General features: G+C 67.3%; 2 protein-coding genes. Both read right to left on the reverse strand.

Features of this window, described 5'->3' with window-relative positions:
* Nucleotides 1-1,324: hypothetical protein (locus tag AB0G02_RS35910; protein ID WP_360803633.1), on the reverse strand; the 1,324-nt coding region annotated here is incomplete at its 3' end.
* Complete coding sequence (locus tag AB0G02_RS35915; protein WP_360803636.1) at nt 1,324-2,253, reverse strand: hypothetical protein; 930 nt, start codon at nt 2,251-2,253, stop codon at nt 1,324-1,326. The genes AB0G02_RS35910 and AB0G02_RS35915, both read right to left, overlap by 1 nt.
* Nucleotides 2,254-2,283: the final 30 nt, after the last annotated feature.

Below are 2,283 nucleotides of genomic sequence, written 5' to 3' on the forward strand. Positions count from 1 at the left end.
AATTGATGTCGTCGTCCGTGAACACGAGGAAGAGCCGCAGCCCGCCGACGCTCGCCAGCGCAGGGCGCTGCGTTGTGATCACGCCCGGTATCGGCTTAGGGTCCCTCCATATGGAACCCGATGCCCTGCGGACCATCACCTGGTTGTCGGTGCCGCGGTACGCGCACCACATTTCCTGAATGAGGGATCCGTGCCATGCGAGCGCGGGGTCGGCACCCGGACCGATGGGTTCCTCGACGGTGGTCCAGCTGTAGCCGTCGTAGTACGACCCTACGAGACCGGCTGATCCGATCGGTTGGTAGACCAGCCGCCCGGCGAGCCCGTAGACGTCGATTTTCTGCATCGCTGGACCTTGGTTCATCGCGGATCCGCGCAGCGGCAGTGTGCTGCGGCTCCAGTAGCGCTCCTCCCAGGTCTGCGTTTCGGGGTCGAACACCGCGCCTGTCATGGTGGGCAGTCGCTGAGGAAAGACCAGAGAGTCGTTCCCCGCCACCGGTTTGATGAGCGGCGCCTGCAGGGTTCCGTGGACGATGATCCGGCCGGCCGTCTGCGCGAAGTCCGGCACGTACACCATCTGGCTGAGGGTGCGCTCGACGCGGCCCGCGCCGTCCTGGGCGCCCGCCTTCAGGTGGAAGGTGGTCGTCTGGGCGATGCCGGAGATGGTGACGGAGGAAGTATCGGTCACGGGGTGCAGATCGCCGTCGTATTGCAGTGAGAGGTAGGTGGCCGCGCTGGCGTCCCAGCGCAGGGTGACCGCTCCGCCGCGAGGGATGCTCTGCGGCTCGGCGATGAAGGACCGCAGGTGGAATCCGAGGGGGAACTTGCCGAGCTGCGGCCGGGTGGTCTGCTGCTGCCAGTCGCTGGTGCCCACTGTCCGCCAGGAGGCGGTGACGTCGACCTGGCTGAGCCCGATGCGCTGGTTCACGGGCAGGTTCATCACCTGGAGCGTCACGCCGGTCTCGGCGTCGAACGTCATCTGGGCGGGCGAGCCGGATCTGGGAGCGAAGGTGACGGTGCCGGCGGCGGCGTTCACGGTGCCCTGCCAGCCTTCCACGCTGGTGCGTGCGCTGACCCCGGACAGGCTGGAGACCAGATCGGTCTCACTGTCGCCGACTCGCAGGGTGAGGGTGAAGGACCGGCATTCGACGGGTGTGTCGGCCGCGAGCGAGACGATCACCATCAGGTCGGCTGTGACGGGGTCACCGCTGGAGGGTGAGATCCGCAGCGGGTCCGGGTTGGTCGACACGTCGACGGCGAGGGGGTCGGTGACCGCTGTGCTGGTGCGGCCTGCGGCGGGGGCCACCATCTGGCGGACGAGCGACATCACGCCTCCTGCGGATCCGGTGCGAGGGCGGTTGCGGAAGCGGATGCTTTCGCCCGGGCAAGCACGCTGACTGCCTCGAGTGGTGGGTGTGCGGTCCAGGCCGCGGTGTCCACCTCCGGTGGTGGCGCGATCCTGATCCGGTCCAGGGTGAGCGTTTCCATTCGGTCGGTGCGCAGTTCTCCGGTCACGACCAGGTTGTTCAGCTCGATATCCGGGTCGGGGACGCCGACGACGGCGCCGAGTGTCTGCTCGGCACTGCCGTGGGAGGCGCGGAGGTAGAACACGGTGGTGCGGCGCATGTCGGTCACGGTGAACTCGCTGCGCCCGGTGACGTCGTACTGCACGCCCTCCCAGAGCAGGTGCAGTGTCGCGCCCGAGGAGGCCAGCCAGCGCAGTTCGACGTTCTCGCCGTTGTTCACCTGCGCTGGTACGGGCTTGAAGTCCTTGACGAAGAAGCCTTGGGGGAATTTGGAGACCTCGAAGGTGGTGCGGCCGGTGCCCGTTCCGTTGTTCCAGTAGGCGGTGACGGTCACCTGGGAGGAGCCGATCGCCTGGTTGACGAGGATGTGGTCGAGGGTGATGGTCAGGCTCGCGCCCGGATCCACCACTTCACTGCCGGTGGTCGGTCTGAAGAAGAAGGTGGACTGCTCCATTTCGGTGTAGGTCCAGCGCGGGCGGGTGACGGAGGCTTCCGCTCCGTCGAGTGACGAGGCGAGGTGTTGGGAGTTGGGTCCGGTCAGGACTTTGACCGCGACTTCGTTGAGGGTGATCCGGTCCGTGCCGGTCACCGTGCCGATGAGGGTGATCCTCGCGCGTTGGCTGTCACCCGGTCCGGCTGAGACCCGGACCGGCTCGGGGGTGGTGCGCAGTTGGAAGGCGACGCGGTTGTCGTCGGACACGGGTGCGCCGGCCGCGATGTACTCCGTCATGCAGATACTCCTCGGTGAGGGCGGCGGGGT

The sequence above is a fragment of the Actinosynnema sp. NPDC023658 genome (assembly GCF_040639995.1).
GTDB lineage: Bacteria > Actinomycetota > Actinomycetes > Mycobacteriales > Pseudonocardiaceae > Actinosynnema.

What these genes read in the sequence shown, in the direction of transcription:
- AB0G02_RS35915 (WP_360803636.1), bottom strand. Translation starts at nt 2,253, where the DNA reads ATGACGGAGTACATCGCGGCCGGCGCACCCGTGTCCGACGACAACCGC.